The sequence below is a fragment of the Pseudomonas sp. Irchel s3f10 genome (assembly GCF_900187515.1).
In the GTDB taxonomy this organism is placed as follows: Bacteria; Pseudomonadota; Gammaproteobacteria; order Pseudomonadales; family Pseudomonadaceae; genus Aquipseudomonas; species Aquipseudomonas tensinigenes.
Window position 1 is genome coordinate 30573 of sequence record NZ_FYDZ01000018.1, and the last position, 23958, is coordinate 54530.

Sequence of the window (23958 nt, forward strand, 5' to 3'; positions counted from 1 at the left end):
GGCTTCCCAATAAAAAACAGCCCAAGACCACCGCTCGCAAGGATTTCGAGGGGCGCCGACAAACAGAAAACGGCCGCCACAACGGGCAGCCACGGGGAGCGCAAAGGGCTATCACTGGAATCGAAAACGAGCCAGGCGCCATCTCCCCGATCAATACAATACAGTGAAGATGCGCGTTATGACTCGCAGGTCACGCTATTTTGCCGAATCGGTGCAGATCAGGTTATTCGACCAACGACCAGTCCAGCGGCGTGCCGCGCTTGATTGGCGCGCGTGCGCGGCGGCCGAGGACGGCGTCGGTGTGCTTGGGCGGCAGACCAAGACCCGGGCGAATGGCGCGCAGATTGTCCCCGCTAAAGGTGTCACCGGCGGCCATGTCGGCCGTGACATACAGCGAGCGGCGATAGACCAGCGACTTGCGCTCAGCCTCCGTGACGCCGTAATGCACCTGCCCCATGGCCTGCCAGGCGCGCTCGGTTTCCACCACCAGACTGGCCATTTCTGCCGGCTCCAGCGAGAAACTGGCATCGACGCCACCTGCTGAACGGTCGAGGGTGAAGTGTTTTTCCACCACCGTCGCGCCCAGCGCCACCGCCGCTACCGACACGCCGACGCCCATCGAGTGATCTGACAGCCCCACTTCGCAAGCGAACAAATCACGCAGGTGAGGAATCGTTCGCACGTTGCTGTTGAGTGGCGTCGCCGGATAGGTGCTGGTGCATTTGAGCAGCACCAGATCCTTGCAGCCGGCTTCGCGGGCAGCGCGCACGGCTTCATCCAGTTCAGCGATGCTGGCCATGCCGGTGGAGATGATCAGCGGCTTGCCGGTGGCGGCCACACGGCGAATCAACGGCAAGTCAGTGTTTTCGAAACTGGCGATCTTGTAGGCCGGCACATCGAGGCTTTCGAGAAAGTCCACGGCGCTGTCATCGAACGGTGTCGAGAACGCGAGCATCCCCAGTTCCTTGGCACGAGCAAAAATCGGTGCATGCCATTCCCACGGTGTATGGGCTTTTTCATACAAATCGTAGAGCGAAGTACCCGCCCACAGACTGCCCGGATCCTTGATGAAGAATTCGCCTTCAGACAAATCCAGCGTCATGGTTTCGGCGGTGTAGGTTTGCAGCTTCAAGGCATGCGCGCCGGCCTTGGCCGCCGCTTCGACGATTTGCAGGGCGACGTCCAGTGACTGGTTATGGTTGCCGCTCATCTCGGCAATGATGAAGGGTGGCGCGTCGGCACCGATCAAGCGGTTGCCGATCTTGAAACTAGTCATGCGGGTAATCCTTCAAAACACGGGTGAACGCACAGGCACTCTGAGTGAACCCGGCGTCACGAAACACATTCAACGAGGGACGATTGTCCGGCAACACCCGAGCGGTGATGACCGTCAGTTGCGGCCAGTGCGCGGCAACAAACGCCTCGCCACGGGCCAATAGCGCCCTGCCCCACCCCAGACCCATCCGTCGTTCGAGCAGGTAGATCGAGACTTCGGCTTCAAACCCGCGCAGGTCATACCGCACAACGCCGACCGCACCGTCATCCGCCTCGGCGATCAACAACAGACGCTGTGGATTGCGCAAACTCGCCGTCAACCAGTTCAGGTGCTGCGGCCAATCGATCACGCCGCTGTCCAGCGACCAGCGCCGTACCGTTTCGGCATTACGCCCATCGAACAGCAACTGCGCATCATCCAGGGTCGCCGCACGCACCTTCAGCACCGCACCGGCCAGTGCCACCGCGACACGCTCGGCACCGCGCCCGTCGACCAGTTGTCGCGAGCGCTCGGCCAGGCTTTGGCGCAAATAATGATTGCCGGTGACAAAGCCGATGGCGTCGCGCAACTGCTCGACACTGACTTGCTCACGAGCGCCCATGAACACATGCGCGCCCGCCGCGGCCATGACTTCGCCGTTGCTCTGCTGGTTGTTTGACACGGCAATGCAAATCGTCGGCAACCCCATCGCCGCCCGTTCCCAACTGGTGCCGCCGCCGGCGCCGATAAACAGATCCGCTTCCGTCATGCGCTGATGGAAATCGCTGACGAAGCTGTGCAGGCGCCAGTTCGGCCGCGTCTCGGCCAAGGCCTGCATCAGCGTCCACGCCGGGTTGTCGGCACCGGCGACAAAGTCCACTTGCAGCTCGCTGTAATCGGCCAGGGCGAGCATCGCGTGATGGGTCTGCATGGCCGCATCGAAGCCGCCGAAATTGACCAGCACGCGGCGAGCCCTGGGTTTGATTTCGATGGCCGGGCAACAGAACTCTTCGCGCAACATGGCATAGCGCGGGCCGAGCAAGGTGCGACAGCCGTCGGGCAACAGCGGCTGATAATTTTCATGCAGACCGGACAAGTTCTGATTGAGCAAAAGATCTGCGCTGTAGCGCCGGGTAGCCAGATCGTCGACTGCCGCTATGCGCTGCGCCCAGCGCCGGGCGGCGGTTTGCCAGTGATGATCGAGGCCGTAATGATCGACGATGATCCAGTCGAACCCGGCATGGCCGGCCAACAACAGATCCAGCGCGTCGATGTCGGCCTGCCACGGCAGCATTGATTCGATGGCTTGCTGTGGGTCTTCATCACAATAGAGATCCGGCAACGCGAATGTCTCGAACCCTTCGGCGCTGAGCATATCAAGCCGATGCCCGGGCAATTTTCTGCAGGCAAACGCGACATGGCTGCCCTGCCCGCGCAACACTCGCGCCAGCGTCAGGCAGCGGGCAATGTGGCCGCTGCCGATGGTTGGCGAGGCGTCGGCACGAATCAGCACTCTCATTGCAGCTCTCCACCCGCCTTGAGCGCGGCGTATAGGTATTCGGCACGCTTCCAGTCTTCAAGGGTGTCGATGTCCTGCACCAGATGCCGGGGCAGAATCACCGGCAGGCTGGCTGGCGAATAGAGCACCTCGCCGCGCAACCACGCCTCAGTGCGCCCCCAGTAAAACTGACCGGCGTCCTGAAATGCTTCGGGCAAATCCTGCGAACGTGTATTGCGAAATTCCGGATACAAAGCGCTCAACCCACCCTGCCCGTCCAGCGTCAACGCACGCTGCACCGGAAAACCGAAACTGCACACGGAGAACGCGAAAGACTTGTCCAGGTGCTGCTCCAGCAACCCGATGCCCTGGCGCAGATAGCGCGCCTGCAACAGCGGCGCCGTGGCATACACGCAACAGGCGTAATCGAACGCCGGCAACTGCTGCAAGGCATGCACGATCACTGCCGCCGTGCCGGTGAAATCATCGGCGAGGTCTGCCGGGCGCAAAAATGGCACCTGCGCGCCATGGGCTCGCGCCACATCGGCAATTTCGCCATCGTCGGTGCTGACCACGACCTGATCGAACAAACCCGATTCCAGCGCAGTGCGGATCGAACGGACAATCATCGGCACGCCGTCGAATGGCAAGAGATTCTTGCGCGGGATGCGTTTGCTGCCGCCTCGGGCCGGGATGATTGCAACGTTGCTCAAGGACGTTTTTCCAACAGGAACCAGGTGACATCGTCTGCCGGGAATTGCGGATCGCGGTGATAGACGAAACCGTAATCGAGCAGGTGCAGATCGGCATAGCGATCGAGCATCTCACCGGCAAAATCGCGCTTGAACAGCTTGCCGCTGTTGCCACGATAGGACACTTCCACCGGTGCCGGATTGTAATACTCGGCGATCAGGATGTAGCGCTGGCTCAACTCGTATAACTGCGCATAAGCGGTCGGCAACAGCTCCGGGGCCAAGTGAATCAGCACGCCTTTACTCAGTGTCAGGTCGTAGCGGCGCTCGCGCGGGAAATCGAACAGCGAGCCATGCCAGATCTGTGCGATGTCCAACGCCCGAGCCTGAGCACAGGCGCTGTCATTGATCTCGACGCCGAACAGCTGGCAACGGGGCAGCAGTTGATGCAACGCCTGCAAATTGTTGCCGGCGTTAGTGCCCAGTTCGACCAGGCTCTCGATGCCTGCGGCACGGCTCAGCGCTTTGGCAAACAACGCCAGATTCGTCGCCACCAGCGGTTGGCCGACATTGCGCTCGACGTACTGGTTACCGAAGTCGCCCTGCCAGAACTTTTCCTGCTCACTCAAATGACGCATTGCAGATACTCATCCTTTGCCTCAGCGGCAATTATTCGGTCAGCCGACGCAATTGCTCGACCACGTAATCCTGTTGCGCATCGCTCAACAGCGGAAACAGCGGCAGGCTGATCGCCTCGGCGTAATAACGCTCGGCTTCGGGGAAATCGCCCTCGGCGAAACCCAGGTCGCGATAGTACGGCTGCAAGTGCACGGGAATGTAATGCAGATTCACGCCAACACCGGCAGCACGCAAGCCTTCAAACACCTGACGATGACTGAGGCCGATGCGATCGGTCTGCAGCCGAATCACATATAGATGCCAAGCCGATCGCGCCTCGGGCTGAGGGCTGGGCAGCGTCACCGGCAGATACGCCAGCAAGCGATCGTAGCGCGCCGCGAGTTCACGACGCCGGGCGATGAAGTCGTCGAGCTTGCTCAGTTGCGACAAACCCAGCGCGGCTTGCAGATCGGTGATGCGGTAATTGAAGCCCAGCTCGATCTGCTGGTAGTACCACGGGCCATGACTGGCCTCGGTCATTTGCTGCGGATCGCGGGTCATGCCGTGGCTGCGCAAACGTTGCAGGCGCTCGGCCAGCTCCGGACGATTGGTCAACACCATGCCGCCCTCGGCGCTGGTGATGATCTTCACCGGGTGAAAACTGAACACCGTCATTGCTGCGAATTGACCGCAGCCAACCGGACGTCCTGCGTAGGACGCACCCACCGCGTGAGACGCATCTTCGATCACGGTGAAGTTGTAGCGCTCGGCCAGTTCGGCAATCTTGCGCATGTCGCAGCTCTGCCCGGAGAACGCCACCGCCACCAGCACCTTCGGCAAAGTGCCGTCCTGCTCGGCCTGATCGAGTTTCGCTGCAAGAGCGAAGGCGTCGAGGTTCCAGGTCAACGGATCGATGTCGACGAAATCAACCTCGGCACCGCAATAACGTCCACAGTTGGCCGAGGCAAGAAAGGTGTTCGGCGTTGTCCATAAACGCTCACCCGGCCCCAGACCTGCGGCCAGACAGGCAATGTGCAGCGCCGCCGTGGCGTTGCACACCGCGACGGCGAAGTCAGCCTGGCAACGCTCGGCCATTGCCTGCTCGAAACGCTCGATGCTCGGCCCTTGGGTCAGCCAGTCCGACTGCAGCACTTCGACGACGGCGTCGATGTCTGCCTGATCGAGGCTTTGCCGACCGTAGGGAATCATACCGAGAGCTTCGCGTGCAGATCGGCGATCTGCCCGACCGAGAGAAAATGCGGGTTGGTGTCGGAGCGGTACTCGAAATCTTCGCTGACGACACGCCCCTGCTCACCGAGTCTGTCGACGGCGAAATCGACATCGACACTGGTGAAGCGAATCGACGGCTGGATGGTGTAGTGATCTTCGAACTCAAGGGTCATCCGCGCATCGTCCAGCGGCACCATCAACTCATGCAGCTTTTCACCGGGTCGAATGCCGACGTGCTTGTGCGGCAGATGTTCAGCCATGCCGCGCGCCAGATCGACGATGCGGATCGACGGGATCTTCGGCACGAACACTTCGCCGCCGTGCATCCGCGCAAAGCTGTCGAGGACGAATTGCACGCCGTGGTCGAGGGTGATCCAGAACCGCGTCATGCGTTCGTCAGTGATCGGCAGTTCCTGTGCGCCATCGGCGATCAGTTTGCTGAAGAACGGCACCACCGAACCACGGGAACCGGCAACATTGCCGTAGCGCACCACGGCAAAACGGGTTTCCTGCTCGCCGGCAATATTGTTGGCGGCGACGAACAATTTGTCCGAAAGCAACTTGGTTGCGCCGTACAGATTGATCGGGCTGGCCGCCTTGTCGGTGGACAGCGCGACAACTTTTTTCACGCCGTTATCAATGGCGGCGGCGATGATGTTCTCCGCGCCGTTGACGTTGGTGCGGATGCATTCGGTCGGGTTGTATTCCGCCGCCGGCACTTGCTTCAACGCCGCGGCATGCACCACGTAGTCGATGCCGCGCATGGCCTGACGCAGGCGATCGGCGTCACGCACATCACCAATGAAGTAACGCATGCATGGCGCGTTGAACGTCTGCTGCATTTCATACTGCTTCAGCTCGTCACGGGAGAACACCACCACGCGCTTGGGCTGGTATTGCTCGAGCAGACGCGCAATGAATTTGCGCCCGAACGAACCGGTGCCGCCGGAGATGAAAATCGATTTACCGTTGAACATATGCTGATTCCTGTCCGGCGCGCTTAAGCGAGCAACTGTGCCCAGTTGATCGAGGCATTTTCACCCAGGGTGAAACCTTTGCCGCTCAGCGCCAGGTTGGCGTTGTAAGCCGGATCCTGCGCGAAGACATCGCTCCATTTTTCACGCAGTGCCGCCAGTGCTTGCGGTGCCTGCGGCAGCTCACCGGTATGCAGCACCTGCACCAACGGCGTCCACACGGTGAGGTAACCGGCCTGACCGGCCTTGAGGCACAGATCGACATCGGCATAACCCTCGACGAAGGTCACTTCGTCCAGCCCGCCAAGGACGTTGAACAGTTCTTTGCGCACCATCAGGCAGACCTTCGACACGGCCGAGTAATTCTGCTCGACGGCCAGACGATGCATATAGCCGGCTGCCGCGTGTTTATCACCGATGAAGGCCGATCCCACGCCATCGTTGAGGCCAAGAATCAGACCGGCCTGAGCGATGTTGCCGTCACGGTCGACCAATTTCGCACCGACGATGCCCACTTCCGGACGCTGGGCGTGGTTGAGCAGCGAATCGATCCAGTTTGGATTGACGATTTCACTGTCTGCGGCCAGCAGTACCAGATACTCACCCTGAGCCTGCTCGCTGGCAGCGTTGTACAGCGCGACTTCGCTCAGCGGCTGATCGGCACGCAACACATTGACTTTGGCGTGGCGAAGCGTGCCCAGCCAGTCGTTGACCGCTGCCGACTGATTGGCGTTTGCCGCCAGCAACACTTCATAACGACTGTAACGGGTTCTGAGCAACACGCCTTCCAGGCAGCGGCGCAACACTGGCAGATCATCGATGACCGGCACAATGATCGAAACCAGTGGCTGTTCGGTGTGACGGTAATCGATCTGCCAGGTGCCCGGCGCCGTCGACGTGACCTTGGCCTTGTAGCCGCGATTACCCAGATGACGCAACAATGCCTGACGCTCGTGGACGTTCTCTTCAAGCTCTGCCGCCTGAGTGATCAGCAACGGCTCGTCGAGGTGCGCGAGGCCATCGAGGCCACCCTGCTCAATAATGCGCAGCAGCAGGTCGAATTCCAGCGCCTTGCTGAAATCGGCCTGATAACCGCCGGCGTCGAGCAACACTTCGCGACGGATCAACCAATGGCGCGCCATCAGTGCCGGCACGCTTTGCAGTAGATCCAGATTGAAACCGGGGCGGAACACGTCAACCAGCGCGCCATTGTCCTTGCGCTGGATCTCGTCGGTGGCGACGGCACGTACACCCTCTGCCGACATCAGTTCCAGGCTGGCGCGCAACAGGCCGCTGGCGGTGAACTGGTCACCCGCCTCTCCCAGCAGTAACCAATCGCTTGGCGACTGCTGAGCGCTCTGGTTGAGCTTGTCGACAAAGTTGCTTTGGGTAACACGGACAAAGTGCAGAGTGTTTTGTGCCGTCGTCGCCGCCGGTGCTTCGCCGGTGGTGAACACGACAATCCTGAACGCTTTGCAGTGACCTTCCAGCAGGCTGTCGAGCGACACCTGCAACTTGTCGATGTCGTTGTCCAGATCGAGCAGGAAAATGCCGAATTGCGGGCCACCGCCTTCAGTCGCCAGATGTTGGCCAATCGACTCGAGTTGTTCGATCGCCGGCGTGCGAGCCGCCAGCCACTGCAACAGGCGACCGGACTTCATTTTGCCGAAGACTGGCTGATGATCGTCGACCGTCAGCGCTTCAAGACGGGCGATCCACTCGCGCATGGCTTGCGCGGCGCTTTCGTCACCGACAACGTCCAGCTGCGCCGCCAGGCGTTTGACCACAGTCTGGTTGAAGGCGTTGAGATCATGGGCCTGCCACAACCGGTCAACCACACTTTCCGCCGTGTCGTTGTTGCGCGCCTGCAACAGATGCGCCTGACGGGCCCACACGCCTTCCAGTCCTTCCAGTTGCATGCGACCGGCCGGCAGCGTGTGCAAGATGAATTCGAACTGCTCCAGACGCTCAAAGAATGCCTGGTTGTAAAACGGCATCTCGACATACTGCAGCGGGCCAAACCGACGATCCGGCGCCTTCAGTTCCTGGCTCCAGGTCGACTCGATAATCAGCTCGGCGGTCAGCGCCCGCCCGGACTTCAGGCTGTCGGCCATTGCCTCGAAACTCTCCAGGGCAAAGGCCTTGGCCTGCCCGGCATCCAGCCCTTCGATAGCGGTAGGCAGCGAGACGAGGAACTCGGCAAACGCCTCGCGTTCGGCGACCGATTTGGCGTCGACGTAGGTCAGCGAGTGATACACATCGGTATTGTGCTCGGAGACACCGTAGTTGATCTCGCGCACCACGTACGGAATCGGCAGGATGCGCGCCTTGGCACTGGCCAGCAGGTAGTAGACGTGGCCAATTTCCTGCCACTGGAAATTGGTCCCCGGCGGCAGCGCCGCATGCCAGTTTTTCATCAGGTCAGTACGGGTTACCGCGTAGAACGGCGGGATGTACTGGCTCATGTAATCGAGGACGCGATCCTGCGCCCGCTCGGACGCATAGTCTTCCTGGACTTTCTTGTCACGGCGGTAGTAGTTCACGCCATGGGCCAATGACAGATACATCAGGCAGTAGCCGTGGCACATACCGTAATCAGGGTTGGCATGCAGGAAGCCAACGGACGCTGCCAGTGAATCATGCAGGATGAAGTCGTCGTCGGCCGCCAGCACCATGTACGGCGTGGTCAGATGCTCGACACCATAGGCCAGTTTGGCCTGCATGCCCCAGTAGGCGAACTGCGGCACATGGTGGTAATCGACGGCGGAGAAGTCGCCTTCAGGTCGTTCGAGTGTCGAATCGAGCACCATGATTCTGCAGGGCAAGCTGCTGTAATACTTCACCGCCCGGCGCAGAAACGCCGGCCGATTGTGAGTAATCAGGACGACGGTCAATAGCTCTTCGAGCGGTAGCGCCAGTTCAGTACTGTACTTGCCTTGCATAACTTCTCTCCACAACCGGCGACTCGCCGAAACAACGCTTGGTGATGTTGCGAATTAACGGACGCGACGCAGATAGCCGTCCGGCGCCACGGTGATCAGCAGCTTGTTCTGCAACTGCTGGTCGATCTCGAAATCCTGGTTCTCTTCGAGGTATTTCCACACGGCGGTTTTCGGGTTGTCGCCCGGGCCCCATGGGCGATCCGGGAAGAAATCGGCCGGCATGTCTTCGACCACGGTGTCCATCACCACGCAGTAGCTGTCGACCGACACCAGTGGAGCGTACAGACGCAGTTCTTCGAGGACGTGATCGTGGGTGTGGTTGGAGTCGAGCACCAGAATGACTTTCTTGCCTTTGGCCGCAGCCTGCACCTGGGCGGCAATGCCGGCGTCGATGCTCGAACCTTCGATCATCTTGATGCGCTTGGCCATCGGGTGGCTTTCGATCGCTTCGCGGTTGTGCGGGCGAATGTCGAGGTCGATGCCCAGCACTTCGCCGTGGCCTTGCAGCTCCAGCAACGAGGCGTAGTAGATGATCGAACCGCCGTGAGCGATGCCGCACTCGATGACCAGATCCGGTTTGACCTGCCAGATGATCTCCTGCATGGCCATCATGTCTTGTGGCAGCTGGATGATCGGACGGCCCATCCACGAGAAGTGGTAGCTGTATTTGTGCTTGGCCGATTCATTGAAGAAATCGCGGGCCAGGCCGGTGAGTTTCTGGTCGTCACCCTGCTGGGCAATCTGTTCCCGGCACTCGGCTTCGAAGGCTTGGTTGATGCTGTTGTCGGTCATTTTAATAATCTCAAGGGTCACTGAAACGAAGCGCTGTCGACGGCGTGATAGACGTAGCGTCCACCGGTCATCCGCTTGATCTCTTCGAGGTAATTGGAATTCATCACAAACAGGTTGGCGCCCTCGGGCAGCGCGTCCATCGCCTCTTGCGGCGAGGACACCCGTGCGCCGCTCAATGGCAGATAACGCCCCTGCTTGGCCGGGTTGATATCCACCACACGATCCACTGCCACCCCGGCGCGTTGCAGGAACAGCGAATAGATCACGCCTTTGGACGAGGCGCCCCAGATCGCCGAACCCTGCTCGGGGGCGGATTGAATGATCTGCACGGCGCGATCGAGGCTGGCGGTGAACCCGTCAGGCAGCGCAAGGCGCGGCACCGGTTGCTCCGGGGTCAGGCGCAATGTCCCAAGGTCGGCGACGATGTACAGGTATTGGCCACCGAACAGGTGACCGGCCTCGTGCACCGTGCCGAACATCCGCCGCAGGTCATCGAGGCGGAAATAATTGACGTGTTCGTAGAACAGATCGAACCAGGCTTTGTGCTCGAGAATCCAGTCGAAGCACGGCACTTCGATGTAGATCTGCCCGCCCTGATTGGCATTGGCGATTTCGGCGAGGAAGCTCACTGGGTCCTGGATATGTTCCAGCACATGGCGCAATACGATGGCATCGGCCGCCAGACCAAGACCGCGAGTGAACGGCGCCTTGATCACGTCGGCGTTTTCGCCTTCGTACGCCGGGTCGATGCCGGTGATCGAATAACCGAGGCCCTTGAGCAACTCCAGGAAATAGCCTTTGCCGCAGCCGACTTCGATCAGCTCCTGGCCCTTGAAGTGCTTGGCGATGATGCCTTCGACGTCGCTCAAGTGCTTCTGGAACTGGCCGGAATGCGCCTGTTCGTTCTGGTAATCGGCGTCGTAGCTGAGTTTGTCGGCGTCGAACGCGGCGTTGAAGATCAAACCGCTGCGCTCGTCCTGCACCAACAGCATGTCGGCACTGGCCGAGGCCTGTGCCGATGCGGCATCGGCAAAGGTGCGGTTCTGCAGCACCGGCAGGTCGGTGACCCGGTACAACTCGTGCTTCATTGCGGCTCTCCCAGTAACTGTTGCAAACGCTCGGTCACCGCCCAGAACGCCAGGGGTTCGTGGGTTGGGTATGGGTAGTGGCCGAGGTTCAGATGCAGTGTCGCGCCGCGTTCGCGCAGGCGTTGTTCGACCAATGAACGGACTGAGACCGGTTGGCCACTGGCGCAATTGATCACGCCGTTGAAGTCGGTTTTTTGCAGGATCGCGGCGAGGTAACCGGCAGCGTTTTCAATCGGCAGAAAATCACGCAGTTGCTCGCCGGCGGACATGTTGAACGACGGCTCACCGGCATCGATCGCCCGGTCCAGTGCGGCCAACAGACTGTTGGGGTTCTGACCTTCGCCATGCAGATAGAACAGGCGCGCCCACTGCAAGGTGAACGGTTGTTCCTGCTGCAGATTTTGCAAAAACAGCTGTAGCGTATGCTTGGCCAGACCGTAAGGATTGCTCGGCTGCGGCTCGGTGCTTTCGCTGAGTGGCCCGCTTTGCATGCCGTATTCGAAACAGGTGCCAGTCACCAGCACCTGCTGCACGCCCGCCTCGACCGCGCTTTTGATAAAGCGGTAATCAGCCATCAGGTTGTGCTCGAAATGGAACAGCGCCCGATAGTTCGGCAAACCCGGCCAGGCCAGATGCGCCAGCGCGTCGATGCCATCGGTCAACGCGTGGATATCGAGATCGGCGGCGTGAATATCCGCGGCGATGAACTCGACGTTGTTGATCCACGGCATGCCTTGCGCGGTTTCTGCGTTGCGCGCCACGGCGCGAACATTGCAGCCGCGCGCAAGCAACGCCGCGACCAGATGCCGACCGACAAACCCTGTGGCGCCAGTGACCAGAACCTTCACAGCACGCTCAACTCAGGCACGGCGATCACGAAGCGGCCATCCCACTGACGCACTTGCACCAGTTGCTGGCTGACTTCGTGGAGCAGGTTCCACGGCAGCACCAGCACGTAATCCGGTTTTTCGAGATCAATCTGCGCCGGCGCCACAATCGGAATGCGGCTGCCCGGCAGGCATTTGCCCTGCTTGTGCGGATTGGCATCAGCCACCCAGGCCAGCAGGTCGGGTTTGACCCCGGCGTAATTGAGCAAGGTGTTGCCCTTGGCCGCCGCGCCATAACCGACCACGCGTTTGCCGTCGGCCTTGGCCTGCAACAGGAAGCGCAGCAAGTCATGCTTGATACGTTCGGCAGCAGGCGCGAGGGTGGCGTAGTACTCGGCGGTTTTTACCCCGGCATCCAGTTCGGCTTGCAATTGTTGCTGCACCGCAGGTTGAACCGCACGGCGCTGGCCGTCCTTGCGCTGGACGAATACGCGCAGCGAACCGCCGTGGGTGGTCAGTTGGCTGACGTCGAACACTTCCAGACCATTGCGCTCGCACAGGGTCTGCACGGCGGTCAGCGACAGATAGGAATAGTGCTCGTGATACAGCGTGTCGAACTGCGCGCCCGCCATCAGCGTCAGCAGTTGCGGGAATTCGAAGGTGGCCACGCCGGTTGGCTTGAGCAGGGTCGCGAAGCCGCCGAGGAAATCGTTGATGTCCGGCACATGCGCGAGCACGTTGTTGGCCGCCATCAGGTCGGCGCCCCAGCCTTCGCTGTGCAACTGCGCAGCGGTGTCGCGACCGAAGAACAGTTCGCGGATTTCCAGGCCCTTTTCGCGCGCCGCTTGTGCAGTGCTGCGGGTCGGCTCGACGCCCAGGCACGCAATGCCGCGAGCGGCGACGTACTGCAGCAGATAACCGTCGTTGGCGGCGACTTCCACCACACGGCTATCGGCGCTCAGGCCGAAGCGCTCGACCATCTCGGCGACATAGCGCTCGGCATGGGCCAGCCAGGTGCTGGAGAACGAACTGAAGTAGGCGTACTCGGCGTCGAACAGGCTGTCGGCGCTGGTGTAATCCTCGGTCTGTACCAGCCAGCATTGCTGGCACACCGCGACCTTCAGCGGCACCCACTGCTCGGCCTGTTCCAGGCGATCAGCGTGGACGTAGGCGTTGGACGGCGGCGAGGTACCAAGGTCAATCAGCGGCAGGCTCAGCGGTGCGGCGCACCCACGGCAGTTCATAGACGCACTCCAGCAAAGTGTTGATCGAGCGCGGGATGGCTGGAATCACGCGCTGACAAATTATTGACAGGCAACGGCCAGGCAATCGCCAGCCGTGGATCGTTCACCGACAGTCCGCCCTCATGCTCCGGCGCGTAATCAGCGCTGTGCAGGTAGAGCAATTCGGCGTCTTCGCTGAGCGTCTGGAAACCATGAGCGAAACCAGCCGGGATCAACAGGCTGCGGCCATCGCCGGCCTTGAGGTGCTCGGCGTGCCAGTGCAGAAACGTTTCGGAGTCCGGACGCAGGTCTACCGCCACGTCCCACACTTCACCGCGCAGGCAGGTGATCAGTTTGGCTTCCGGGGCGTTGGCGTTCTGATAATGCAGACCGCGCACACTGCCCTTCTCGCGAGTGCAGGAATGGTTGATCTGACGGATATGGAATTCACTGCCGAACGCACTCAGGCTGCCTTCGCAGAACAGCCGGGCGAAGTGCCCACGCTGATCTTCGAAGCGTTTGTGCTGGACGCTGAACAACCCGGCCAGCGGCAACGCCTTCAGGGAAAACTCGCTCACAGCGCGCCTCGGTACAGGTTCAATTGGCCGAGGGTGACGGTGCGCATGTCATCGCCGTTCTGCCACGCCAAGTGCCAGTCGAGGGTCTGGGTCAGGCAGGCCTGCAAGGTCCAACGTGGTTGCCAGCCGAGCAGTTGGCGCGCGCGGCTGCTGTCCAGACGCAACAGACCCGCTTCGTGCAGTTCGCTTTTTTCGATGCGCAGACCACGCGCTTGCGGCCAGCGGCTGGCGAGCAATTCGACGACTTCGCCAACGCTGCACATGTCCGCCTCGCCCGGGCCGAAGTTCCACGCCCCAGCGTATTCCGGGCCTTGCTCGTAGAGGCCGGCGGCCAGTTGCAGGTAACCGGCCAACGGCTCCAGCGCGTGCTGCCACGGGCGTACGGCTTGCGGATAGCGCAGGGTCACCGGCTCGTCGGCGGTCCAGGCTTTGAGCACGTCGGGAATCAGTCGCTCTGGGGCAAAATCACCGCCGCCGAGGACGTTACCGGCACGTGCAGTGGCCAAGGCCAGACCGTGTTCGGCGTATTTGTCGGCCGGGAAGAACGACGCGGCATAGGATTGCGCGAGCAATTCACAGCAGGCCTTGCTGCTGCTGTAAGGATCGTGGCCACCGAGGGCTTCGTCTTCGCGGTACGGCCACAGCCATTCTTTGTTGGCGTAGACCTTGTCGGTGGTCACCAGCACACAGGCGCGCACGCAGCCGACCTGACGAATCGCTTCGAGCAGGTTTAGCGTACCCATGACGTTACTGGAGTAAGTGCCGAGCGGATCGCGATAGCCTTCGCGCACCAACGGCTGCGCGGCCAGGTGCAGCACGATCTCCGGCTCGGTATCAGCGATGACTTCCAGCAAGGCGCCGAGATCACGCAGATCACCGCGCTGATCGTTGATGCCTTCATGCACGCGCGCCAGTTCGAACAGGCTCGGTTCAGTCGACGGATCCAGGGAAAAACCGCTGACTTGCGCGCCGAGGCTTTGCAGCCACAGGGTCAGCCAACTGCCTTTGAAACCGGTATGTCCGGTGACGAGGACGCGTTTGCCGCGCCAGAAATCCGCACTCAGGCCCATTGCTTCCATGGGGCCTCCCCGCTCTGCCACAGCGCTTCGAGATGGTTCTTGTCGCGCAGGGTGTCCATCGGATGCCAGAAGCCTTCGTGCTCGAAGGCTTTCAACTGTTCGTCAGCGGCCAGACGCGCCAGCGGTTCGGCTTCCCAAGTGGTGGCGTCATCGGCGATGTACGGCAGCACTTTGGGCGACAACACGAAAAAGCCACCGTTGATCCAGCCACCGTCACCACGAGGTTTTTCGGTAAAGCCCAGCACCTGATCGCCTTGACGCTCAAGCGCGCCGTAACGACCCGGCGGTTGCACGGCAGTGACCGTCGCGAGACGACCGTGGCCTTTATGGAAATCCACAAGTTGCGCAATGTTGATATCGGAAACGCCGTCGCCGTAGGTGAAGCAGAACGCCTCTTCATCCTGCAGATAACGGCCAGCGCGCAGCAGACGGCCACCGGTCATGGTTTCCTCACCGGTGTCGATGAGCGTGACGCTCCACGGCTCGCTGTAATTCTGGTGCACGTCCATGCGGTTCTCGCGCATGTTGAAGGTGACGTCGGAGGTGTGCAGGAAGTAGTTGGCGAAGAAGTCCTTGATCGCATAGCCCTTGTAGCCGAGGCAGATCACGAAGTCATGAATCCCATGGGCGGAATACTGCTTCATGATGTGCCAGAGAATTGGCTTGCCGCCGATCTCGATCATCGGCTTGGGCTTGAGGTGCGACTCTTCACTGATGCGCGTGCCGAGGCCACCCGCCAAAATAACTGCCTTCATCGTCTCCCCTCTTGTTCTTCACCGGGCTGCGCGCCGCTTTCTTGAGCTTTGCGGGCCTTCTGGCTAAACCTTTTGCCGATCCGGGCGCCGCTGGAGTGACCGCGAACGCTCGTTTTATGGCGATTTACAGGGGACTTGCAGGAAACGCGCCAGCTCCACAAGCCCCTCACCCTAACCCTCTCCCAAAGGGAGAGGGGACTGATCGAGTAGTTTGCGAGAAGTACGCCGACGTGAAATACCGAGTCGAACTCAGATTCTGAAACAGATCAAAAGCCCCTCACCCTAGCCCTCTCCCAAAGGGAGAGGAGACTGATCGAGGAGTTTGGGCGAGGCACGCCGACGTGCGATACCGAGTCGAACTCAGATTCTGAAACAGATCAAAAGCCCCTCACCCTAGCCCTCTCCCAAAGGGAGAGGGGACTGATCGAGGTGTTTGGGCGAGGTACACCGACGTGCGATACCGAGTCGAACTCAGATTCTGAAACAGATCAAAAGCCCCTCACCCTAGCCCTCTCCCGGAGGGAGAGGGAAATGATCGCGGTGTTTGGTAGAGGTACGCCGACGTGCGATACCGAGTCGAACTCAGGTTTTGAAATGCCCGAAAATCGGCCCCCTCTCCCTCGGGAGAGGGCTGGGGTGAGGGGCAAATCCAACACAAAACCAAAGCCGACCACGCCCCGCTCTTCACCACTCAATAGGCCGAGTGTCAGCTCGCCTGCTTTTGATCTTGATCCACGGGCGACGTCGGAAGGCTGAGTGGAGGGATTGATCCGGGCGTGGGAGCGCAGCGACCGTTTGGCGCAGCCAAACACAGCGAGAGGAGGTGCAGCGAAGCAAACCGTAGGCGCTGCGCCCGGATCGATCCCGCAGCGAAGGAACCCCGAGCCCCAGCGAGCGGGCCGCACGTAGGAGCAAGCCTTTTTGGTTACTTTTTCGGCGTCTGGAAAAAGTGACCCGCCGTAAGGGCGGAACCCTAATCAGCAACCCCCACAGCAACGGATATACCCCCAAAACCCCAAGAGCCTGGTCGGCCCAAAGGCCGCCAAGCCCCGCTCGATCAATCCGCCAGCCAGCCGTATTCCCAGTAGCGCAGGTTATCGCCGCGCAACACGTAATCGCGCAACACCACCTCACGCAATTCATCCCCCATGCGATAACTGGCATCCGGATCCGCCAGGTGCATGCGGATCGCTTGCAGCCATTCATCCGTGCTGTTGGTCTTGATCCGCGTGCACGGCAAATAACCGCGATAGGCCTCAGTATCCGTGCAGATCACCGGGTAACCGCAGGCGCCGTATTCCAGCAGCCGCAAGTTGCTCTTGCAGTCGTTGAAGATATGAAACTCCAACGGCGCCAACGCGAGATCGAGGTTGAGGCTGGCCAGTTTCGCCGGGTACACGTCCAGGCCGATGACGCCATGGAACTCATGCATGTAGGGACGCAGGTCATCCGGGCACATGCCGAAAAACACCCAGTCGACTTCATTGGCCAACTCGCGCACGACATCGGCGATGACCGCGAGGTCGCCGTGGTGACTGGTGCCGCCGCCCCAGCCGACCCGTGGTTTCTTCGAGGTCCGACGCTGGCTGCGCAGGTGGCCCCACAAGTCCTTGGCCAACATGTTAGGGACGACACGAATGTCGTGGTGCATGTCCGACAGCACGTTGGCCAGCGGCGCGGTGGATACGACCGCGCGATCACACAGGCCGATCGCGCGGCGCACCATGCGCTCCATGTCCTGCTTGCTCGGCATGTTGCGAATGTGTGCATTGCGGTGGGGAACGTCGATGACATAGTCGTCGAGCTCGAAGATCCGTCGAGCGTTGAAGTACTTTTTCAGCGGAGGAATTTCATCGATGGCGTGCTCCGAGTAGCGTCCTTGCAGAACAATCACGTCGGGCGACTGACGCTCGATGTCGATGATCGACGGCAAGCCGTAGCAAATGCGCCCTTCTGCCCGATTGGCCGCTTCCAGCTCGATCATCGGCTGGCTCATGCGGTAATGGCCGATGGCGGAAGCGTTGATCGGCACCACCAGCAGATTGGGCAGCTGTGCCTTGGAGAATGCACTCCACCCGGTGCGCAGGCCCGGCTCCAGACTGAAGTTGGTGGCGCCCACGCCCTGCAACGTCAGGTTGACGTTGTAGGCCGGGTCACGCGCAACCAGCGGCAGCCAGCGCTGGTAGAAGGTGTCCCTCTCCTCGATGTGCTGCGCTTCTTCCTCGGGTGTCGCCATCGCACTTGGCCGTGCACCCACGGCCAGGATGGCATGGGGGTTCAACACCACCAGATAACCGTCGCGGCCAACCCGCAGACACAGGTCCACGACATTGAGCGTTTGCTTGAGGTCCTGCTCGTCCAGCCCGCCGGCAGCTTCGAACACCGACTTGCGAATCATCAGGCAATCGCCGCCGACGGCACTCAGGTCATGCACCGCCTGCAGGCGATGCATGTACCCTTCCGACTGCACCGGTTGGCCATAGAACGGCAACCCGACCGGTCCGTTCAAGCCAAGAATCAGACCCGCGTGCAGCACGCCACCGTCCGGGTTGAACAGCTTGGCGCCGACCACCCCGACCTCCGGACGCTGCGCATGATTGAGCAGTTCGTCGAGCCAATCGTTCTGGGTAATCACCGCAAAGGCATTGAGCATCAACACATACTCACCGCGCGCCTGGCTGACGGCAAAGTTGTGCACCGCTGCCGCGTTACCCTTTTGCGGGTAGCTGAGCACGCGAATCCGCTCGCTGCCCATCTGCGCCATACCGTCCAGCCACGCCAACGCTTCGGCGCTTTTGCAGCCGTTGTCGACCAAGAGCAATTCGTACTCGGTGTAGGCGGTCTTCTCCAGCAGTGTCTCGACACAGCGCTGCAACGCGGCAGTCTGGTCCTGCGTGACAATGACCACCGACACCAGTGGGCGCCGGGCATGGTGATAGTCGACGCGATTGAGCAGCCCGCTGTTACCGTCGCGGATTTCATGAGCGATGCCCAAGCGTTGCAGATGCGCTGCGAGAATGCGCGGGCTTTGCTGCGCAACACCAGGATCAGTGAGCCATTGCGAGAGATCGAATTTCGACTCCAGCAACACCTCAGCAATGTGCCCGACCACTTGCAGGCCATCGCTTTCAACCATACGCCACAGCACATCGTGGGGTGCGAGTTCGGCGAACGTCGAGGTAAAACCGCCAAGGGCCAGAAAACGTTCACGCTGGAACGCCAAGGCACGCCCGACGTAAGGGTAACTGCGCATCAGGTCAAGGTTGAAATCAGGTTTGAACGCAGGCTCTGCCGACTCACCATCGCGCAGGCTGCCTTCGTCGCTGTACAGGCACGTCAACGCACTTGCGTGCGCAATGCGATCAGCCATCACCAGCAACGCTGGCGCCACCGGGCAGTCACCTGGCTGCAGCAGATAAAACCAGTCGGCGCCTTCCAGTTGCGGCAGCAGAGCGTTGATCTGCTCCAGGCCGTCACCCTGCAACGGCATGTGGAACACCCGACCATCCAGCTTCGCTTCGCTGCAAGCTGTGGACAGCACCAGAACCAGCTCTGGCGGATAATCCTGAGCGCCGAGCGCATCAAGCGTACGTTCCAGACCATCGCGGCTGCCTTGGCCATCAATGATGATCGGCACGATGCGCGGCTGATGCGGCCAGCCTGCGAGGGTTTCCGGCAGCCATTGGCGCTGCGCCTCGGTCAACACCCGAACCGCCAGCCATTGTGCATAGAGTTCGCCGAAACTGAAGCTGTCGACACCGACCCCCAGCTCCTGACGGCTCTGCTTGGTGCCGAGCGTACGGCTCAGCGGCAGCTCTTCCCAGACCCGAGGCGACTCATCGGCCTTGGTCAACGGCACATAACGAACCCAGCCCGGCGCCGGTGCCGACTCGCCGCTGCGGACCTTGAGCATTTGCGAGACCCACTCGCGCTCGATCTCCGCCGCGTCTTTCATCGGTTGCTGCGCGCTCAGACGCTCGGGGTAGAGACGTTCGGCACTCAGCACGTTGTTGGAGACCAACAGGTTGCCGCGCCGCAGCAAACAGATGTACAAGGCAAAATCCAGCGTCGCGACGAAGCAGGCTCCGTCCTCGGTCAGGGCCGGCAGCAGTTCGGCGACGTCGGCGCGCCGGAACATTGCGCTGCTGAAACCGCCGAGCACATTGACTGGAAATTTTTCGAAGATGCTTAGTACATCGTCACCTTTGAGCAAACCACTGGCCGGCGATAACGAGCTGTTTTCCAGACGCCCGGGCAGGATGATGTCGTTGGCATCCCACAACAACCTTTGCGCGACCACCAGACTGACTTCTTCGCGCCGCAGCTCGTGGGCTTGCTGTTCGATACAGGCCGAATACAGCAGGTCATCGTCACACAGGAATTTGATGAACTCGCCCCGGGCTTGCTCAAGGCAGGCCTTCAGGTTGCCGACCAGCCCCAGCGTTCGCGGGTTGCGCACGTAACGCACGGCAAAGCCGGTCTGCTCTGTCACCTGCGTAACAACGTCTTCGATCTCGTGGCCACGATTGTCATCGCATACGATGATTTCAAGATTGGCGTAATTCTGGCTGACGGCGCTGTTCAGCGTCCGCTCGAAAAAGCGCGGATTGAAGGCGGGAATGACGAGGCTGACAAGAGGAAGTGAATTCACGGCGGGCTCACAGGCGGTACGAGCCCGCTCGAAAAAGCGAGCCCTTGAAACCGCTAAAAAACATAACTGAGGGGCAGGCCAAACGGGCGCTTACACGCCCGCTGACGGTCAGATCTTGTTGAACAGACCCAACTGGCTGATCTTGCTGAACGCCAGTTGCGAAGCTTGCAACATGGTTTGCTGCAAGGTCAGACGAGTCATCACTTCGGCCGGATCCGAATCACGGATCGAACCTTGGGTGGTGGTGTTTGCGGTGCTCAGGCTGTCATTGGTGATGGCTTGCATATCCAGAGCCTGACCACGGGCACCGATCTCGGTGACTGCGTTGCCGATTTGATTGTTGGCCGCATCGATGTTGCCGATACCCGCCTCCATCGCGCCCTGGAATTTCTGCTTGGCCACCGGATCACCATCGATCGGTGTGTTCAACGCGGTGATCATCTGGCCCAGGGTGTCGAGCACGTTCTGGGTCTGGTGGTCGTTCGGCTGGATCGAAAACTGATCACCGGCAGCCGGGGCAGCGCCGAGTGCGAACGTGACGCCCGCCGCGGTAGCGTTGTTACCGACGATAGTGCCCGAGGACACGGGTTTGCTGTCGGCAGTGACCGGCGCTGCGTACAGATCGAACGCGGTGGCGCTGGTGAACTTGAGGACGGCGCCGCCCTGCGGGAATGCCGCAGTGTAGGCCGCCTGATCAGTGATGCTGGAACCGGTGATCACCGCGCTCGACGGGTTGCCCGGGCTGCGCGTGGTGGTGAACGAGTCGGGTGCGGTCGACAACTGGAAGCTGTGGCCGGCAATCACCGCGTCCGGGTTGGTGTCACCGGTCTTCAGGTTGATATTCAACTTCATGTCGACGCCACGGAAGCTGACCGTCTGGTTGGCGCCGCTGCTGTTGCTGACCAGACCGTTCTGGCTCGCTTCAGCGGTCACGTCGTTGCCCAAGGCATCAGTGATTTTCAGCTGGGTGCTGCTGAGGAAGCTGACGGTGTACGGCTGGCCGGCAGTGAATTTGGAATCATAGGTGGCGGCAGTGCCGACCGTACCGTTGGACAACACAACGCGGCCGTCATCCACGGCCGGCGCAGTCATGGTGACGTTGGTGCGCGCGGTATTGATGGTCTGCTGGAAAGCCGCCCAACCGGTGGTGTTGGTGCCAACCGTCATGCCGTCGCCAATGCCCAGATTGATCGTGGTCTGGTCACCGTTGTAGGTGTAGGTGCCGTCGGCATTCTGCGAGTACGGCGCGGTATCGGTTTTCGAACCGGAGAACAGGTAATTACCGCTGGCATCCTTGGAGTTCATCAGGCCCAGCACTTGTTGCTGGATCTGGCCGAGCTCCGACGCGTAAGCTTGGCGGTCCTTGTCGGTGGCCGTGCCGTTGTTGGCCGCCAGGGCAAGTTCCTTGGCGCGTGCCAGTGCGGTAGTGATGGAGTCCAGCGTGGACTCCTGCACGGTCAACGCACTTTTGGTGGTATCAACGTTGGTCTTGTACTGATCCAGCATCGCCGCCTGCTGACCCAGTTGCAGCAAACGACCGGCACCGACCGGATCATCCGCGGCAGTGTTGATGCGCGTCAGGCTGCTCGCCTCGCTGGCGCTGGCAACAGCCTTGTTGAAGTTACGCTGATAGTCCGACGCTTGCGTGCCGTAATACTGGGCGGTGGAAATGCGCATGAATTACGACTCCTTAAAGGCTGTTGATCAGCGTGGCGAAAGTTTCCTGCGCAGCTTTGATGATCTGCGAAGACGCTGTGTAGTACTGCTGGTATTTGACCAGGTTGCCGGTTTCTTCATCCAGGTTGACCCCGGACAGCGAATCGCGGGCGCCTTTGGCATTGTCCAGAATCGCTGTGGTCGCGGTGCTGTCGGACTTGCCTTGAGCGGTCTTGGTACCGACATTGGTCACCAGCTTGTTGTAGCCGTCAGTCAGGCTGATGCCCTTGCTGGCCGAACCGGTGTCGATGGTCTGCTTGGTTTGCAGGGCGACCAGCGATTGCGCGTTGCGGTTGTCCGAAGACGCCGCACCGGTCAGATTCATGGTGAAGGACTCGCCCGACTTCGGCGTGCCGCCGACGGTGGTCTGCACGGTGAAGGTTTTCTGCACGTTCGGCGTGACGCTGGTGTCCAGCACCGGGTTGCCGCTGGCATCGACGATGCCGACTTTCAGGTCCAGCGTGTTCGATTGACCGGGAACGATAGTGCCGCTGCTGATGAGGCCGCCCTTGGCATCTACAAATTTGTAAGACTGGCTGCCACCGGTGACATCACCAAACACCAGTTTGACCGGCGTCGAATTCTTCAGTGCCGCCTGCATGTCAGCCTGGGCAGTCGGGTTGTAGATATCGATCTTGTCGCTGAGCGTCGGCTGCGTGTAAGTCCCCAGGCCGGCAGCGCTGGCCACACCGGTCAACGGACCGGCCGCAGCGATTTTCTTCGGATCGGTGAGCACCGTCTGGATGCTCGCGGCGGCATTGCGGGTCGGCGTCACTTTGAAGCTGTCACCGGCGCTCAACGCCCCACCTTTGAGCGCGAGGGTGAAACCGTCGATCACTGGCGGTGGATTGGTGGTGGTGCTGAAGGTGCCCAGATCGGTGCCGTCGGAACGCTTGACCGAGTAGTCGGTGGCGCTGGTGAACGTCACCTGATAATCGCTGGTGGTCAGCTTGCCGCTGTCCTTGATGGTGACATCGAGGTTGCCCGAGCCTGCGCTGTTGCCATCCTTCGCGATGCTGCGCTGGCTGATCAGCGCGGCACTGTTGATGTTGTTGAAAATCGCGGCGCCGAAGTCACCGTTCTTGTCGATGCCCTGGGCTTGCTGGCTGTTGATCTGATCGGCGATCACCAGCGCCACTCGGCCCAGTTCGTTGAGCGACGGATCGAGAACTTCTTTGCGATAGGTCAGCAGACCACCGATTTCGCCACCGCTGATCACCGAGGTGATGTCGATGGTGCTCGAACCGCGATCCATCTGGATGCCCATGCGCGATGGGTCATCCTTGAGCGGCACAGTGCTCAGGGAATTGGCGGAGTTGCCAATGACCAGTGGCTGGCCGCTGCCGACGTAGATGTCGAAGCTGGTGCCACGTTCAACGACCTGCGCGCCGGTCAGCTCGGACAACTGGCGCACGGCTTCGTTACGGCTGTCGAGCAGATCGTTCGGCGCCCCACCACTGGTGGAGATCTCGCCGATCTTCTGGTTCAGGTTGGCAATCGAGGTGGCCAGTTTGTTCACCTGGGCTGCCATGTCGCCAAGGCTGCCATTGATGGTGGTGTTCTGGTCGTTGAGCTGTTTGGCGATCGAGTTGAAACGGCTGGTCAGCGCCTGCGCACCGGTCAGCACCGATTGACGTGAGGTGTCATCGGTCGCAGACGTCGAAACGCCCTGCATCGAGGTGAAGAATTTTTGCAGTACACCGGTGAGGCCGGTGTTGGTGTCGGACAGCATGGAGTCCAGCGGCGTGGCCTGAGCCAGGTACGAGGCCGCTTCGCTGTTGAGCGAGGTCGCCGTGTGCAGTTGGGATTCCAGGTAGGAGTTGTACACCCGACGCACGTCAGCCAGGGTTGTACCCGTACCGATGAAAACGCTGCCGTACTGTTGCGAGGATTTGGTGCCCTGCACGGTTTGCTGACGTGAATAACCGGCGGTGTCGACGTTGGCAATGTTGTTGCCTGTCGTAGCCAAAGAGGACTGGCTGGCCGACAGTCCCGACATCCCGATATTGAGCAAACTCATGGTTCAGACCTTATACCTTG

At 60.6% G+C, this 23958-nt stretch carries 17 protein-coding genes; all 17 read right to left on the minus strand.

Going from position 1 to position 23958, the window contains the following annotated elements:
* Positions 1-223: 223 nt before the first annotated feature.
* Complete coding sequence (pseI, locus tag CKW17_RS26315) at positions 224-1276, minus strand: pseudaminic acid synthase (RefSeq protein WP_095122709.1); 1053 nt, start codon at positions 1274-1276, stop codon at positions 224-226.
* Complete coding sequence (gene pseG, locus CKW17_RS26320) at positions 1269-2774, minus strand: UDP-2,4-diacetamido-2,4,6-trideoxy-beta-L-altropyranose hydrolase (protein WP_095122711.1); 1506 nt, start codon at positions 2772-2774, stop codon at positions 1269-1271. The genes pseI and pseG overlap by 8 nt, the downstream gene beginning before the upstream one ends.
* Positions 2771-3466: a pseudaminic acid cytidylyltransferase gene (gene pseF / locus CKW17_RS26325; protein ID WP_095122713.1), complete on the minus strand. Its 696-nt coding sequence runs from the start codon at positions 3464-3466 to the stop codon at positions 2771-2773. The genes pseG and pseF overlap by 4 nt, the downstream gene beginning before the upstream one ends.
* Positions 3463-4083 carry a pseudaminic acid biosynthesis-associated methylase gene (locus CKW17_RS26330; RefSeq protein WP_095122715.1) on the minus strand — a complete coding sequence of 207 codons (621 nt, stop codon included), beginning with the start codon at positions 4081-4083 and terminating at the stop codon, positions 3463-3465. Before CKW17_RS26330 ends, pseF begins: the two co-directional genes overlap by 4 nt.
* Positions 4084-4114: 31 nt before the next feature.
* A complete protein-coding gene (gene pseC / locus CKW17_RS26335; RefSeq protein ID WP_095122717.1) occupies positions 4115-5272 on the minus strand; it encodes a UDP-4-amino-4,6-dideoxy-N-acetyl-beta-L-altrosamine transaminase in 1158 nt (385 codons plus the stop codon).
* Positions 5269-6270 (minus strand): UDP-N-acetylglucosamine 4,6-dehydratase (inverting), encoded by a 1002-nt coding sequence (pseB, locus tag CKW17_RS26340; RefSeq protein ID WP_095122719.1) that lies wholly within the window; start codon positions 6268-6270, stop codon positions 5269-5271. Before pseB ends, pseC begins: the two co-directional genes overlap by 4 nt.
* Before the next feature lie 23 nt (positions 6271-6293).
* Positions 6294-9209, minus strand: coding sequence for a TIGR00180 family glycosyltransferase (locus tag CKW17_RS26345; protein ID WP_095122721.1), 2916 nt, complete (start codon positions 9207-9209; stop codon positions 6294-6296).
* A 54-nt stretch (positions 9210-9263) separates the two neighbouring features.
* The gene (locus CKW17_RS26350) at positions 9264-10001 is read right to left on the minus strand and encodes a cephalosporin hydroxylase family protein (protein ID WP_093439633.1); all 738 of its coding nucleotides are present in this window, start codon (positions 9999-10001) and stop codon (positions 9264-9266) included.
* Positions 10002-10018: 17 nt separating this feature from the next.
* Positions 10019-11089 (minus strand): class I SAM-dependent methyltransferase, encoded by a 1071-nt coding sequence (locus CKW17_RS26355; protein WP_095122723.1) that lies wholly within the window; start codon positions 11087-11089, stop codon positions 10019-10021.
* On the minus strand, positions 11086-11937 hold the full coding sequence (locus CKW17_RS26360; protein ID WP_095122725.1) for an NAD(P)-dependent oxidoreductase: 852 nt from the start codon (positions 11935-11937) through the stop codon (positions 11086-11088). Before CKW17_RS26360 ends, CKW17_RS26355 begins: the two co-directional genes overlap by 4 nt.
* Complete coding sequence (locus CKW17_RS26365; protein WP_095122727.1) at positions 11934-13160, minus strand: class I SAM-dependent methyltransferase; 1227 nt, start codon at positions 13158-13160, stop codon at positions 11934-11936. Before CKW17_RS26365 ends, CKW17_RS26360 begins: the two co-directional genes overlap by 4 nt.
* Positions 13157-13717: a dTDP-4-dehydrorhamnose 3,5-epimerase gene (gene rfbC, locus CKW17_RS26370; protein ID WP_095122729.1), complete on the minus strand. Its 561-nt coding sequence runs from the start codon at positions 13715-13717 to the stop codon at positions 13157-13159. Before rfbC ends, CKW17_RS26365 begins: the two co-directional genes overlap by 4 nt.
* Complete coding sequence (rfbG, locus tag CKW17_RS26375) at positions 13714-14796, minus strand: CDP-glucose 4,6-dehydratase (protein ID WP_095122731.1); 1083 nt, start codon at positions 14794-14796, stop codon at positions 13714-13716. The genes rfbC and rfbG overlap by 4 nt, the downstream gene beginning before the upstream one ends.
* The gene (rfbF, locus tag CKW17_RS26380; RefSeq protein WP_095122733.1) at positions 14778-15551 is read right to left on the minus strand and encodes a glucose-1-phosphate cytidylyltransferase; all 774 of its coding nucleotides are present in this window, start codon (positions 15549-15551) and stop codon (positions 14778-14780) included. The genes rfbG and rfbF overlap by 19 nt, the downstream gene beginning before the upstream one ends.
* A 1057-nt stretch (positions 15552-16608) precedes the next feature.
* The gene (locus tag CKW17_RS26385; RefSeq protein ID WP_095122735.1) at positions 16609-20202 is read right to left on the minus strand and encodes a glycosyltransferase; all 3594 of its coding nucleotides are present in this window, start codon (positions 20200-20202) and stop codon (positions 16609-16611) included.
* A 108-nt stretch (positions 20203-20310) separates the two neighbouring features.
* A complete protein-coding gene (locus CKW17_RS26390) occupies positions 20311-21879 on the minus strand; it encodes a flagellar hook-associated protein 3 (RefSeq protein WP_095122737.1) in 1569 nt (522 codons plus the stop codon).
* A 13-nt stretch (positions 21880-21892) separates the two neighbouring features.
* Entirely contained in the window at positions 21893-23938 is a 2046-nt protein-coding gene (flgK, locus tag CKW17_RS26395; RefSeq protein WP_095122739.1) for a flagellar hook-associated protein FlgK, read from the minus strand.
* Between the last annotated feature and the right edge of the window lie 20 nt (positions 23939-23958).